Source organism: Streptomyces sp. SID14478 (assembly GCF_010548525.1).
Classification (GTDB): Bacteria; Actinomycetota; Actinomycetes; order Streptomycetales; family Streptomycetaceae; genus Streptomyces.
Genome location: NZ_JAAGMG010000582.1, coordinates 1 through 833 on the forward strand (window position 1 = coordinate 1; position 833 = coordinate 833).

At 71.7% G+C, this 833-nt stretch carries 1 protein-coding gene; it reads right to left on the reverse strand.

What is annotated here, in order from left to right; translation table 11 throughout:
- Window positions 1-171 precede the first annotated feature (171 nt).
- The gene (locus G3I40_RS18915; RefSeq protein WP_164303313.1) at window positions 172-414 is read right to left on the reverse strand and encodes a hypothetical protein; all 243 of its coding nucleotides are present in this window, start codon (window positions 412-414) and stop codon (window positions 172-174) included.
- Between the last annotated feature and the right edge of the window lie 419 nt (window positions 415-833).

Below are 833 nucleotides of genomic sequence, written 5' to 3' on the forward strand. Positions count from 1 at the left end.
GCCCGGCGAGCTCCGCCTCCCGCGCGGCGAGCGCCGCCCGGGGCGAGGTCGCGTCCACGCCGAGCGCGGCGAGCGCCGAGATGACGGCCGCGTCACTGGCTCGGACCGTGCGGCCCGGCGCAGGGGAGTAGGAGGTGGCGACACCGTACGACTCGGCGAGCCGGGCCAGGCTCACCCCGCGGCCAGGCCGCTCGGAGTGGGCTCGGAGGTGAGCGGCGCCTCGTCGGTCATGGGCGGCTCGGACGTCAGGGGCGCGTAGTCGGCGAAGGGCGGCTCGCTGGTCAGCGGCGCCTCGAAGGAAGAAGTGGTGGTGTCGGAGTCGAACGGCACGGCGTCGAGGGGCAGGGGCTCGAGGGTCACGGGGTCCGCCTGTTTGGAGAGGGCCGAGAGCAGGAGCTGTGCTGATGCGGCCACGGGGGCCTCCTTCGTGGAGAGGTGGTCGTGAGTCGGATGCCCTACCCAGTGAACGCGGCCGCAGACCTGTACGGGGCAACAACGTGTCGCTGGTCACATTGTGTACGACGAAAGGACTTTGACCAGAGGGCGTCGGGAACCGGAAGAACTTCAGGTCTCGCACCACGCCCGACAGGGCAATTGCGGCACAACGGCCACGGGCGTTGACACCCTGCCCCGGACAGTGGTGGGCTCGGTAACCACCCTGGGACACTCTCAGCTCACAGTCTGTTGATCATTCGAGGAGTACGCCGTGCAGCTCCGGCGCAGGAAGAGGGCGGCCGCTCTCGCGGTCGCCGTCATCGCGGGGACGCTGGGCGGGGCCGGAACGGCGGCGGCCGCGCCGCCCGCCCCGGGCACCACGGCGGGCGATCTGGAGT